Genomic DNA, 253 nt, shown 5'->3' with positions numbered 1-253 from the left:
CGGTGATTTCACTTGCGGCACGACATGGACATCCCGCCGGTCGCATTGCACGAATATCGGGATAAAGCTTTCGATAGCGTAAGCCGCACCGGTCATCATGTCTGATAGATCGGAATCGCTGAAATCAGCAGGCTTGTCAAAACTAAGCCAAGTCGAAGATGTATGCAATTCCTCGGCTGGCAGTGAAATCGGCCCCGAGCCGATATTGTCATGCGTATCAAAGCGGATTTTCTTGAAAATCGTCGGCATGGCA

1 pseudogene is annotated in these 253 nt (G+C 50.6%); it reads right to left on the bottom strand.

Annotated features, from left to right (window positions below):
- Positions 1-253, bottom strand: a pseudogene (locus tag SB775_RS31790) (ATP-dependent helicase); the annotation flags it as partial.

The sequence above is a fragment of the Peribacillus sp. SIMBA_075 genome (assembly GCF_046534585.1).
The sequence above is the reverse complement of the archived record's forward strand: the minus strand, read 5'-3'. Positions and strand labels throughout refer to the sequence as shown.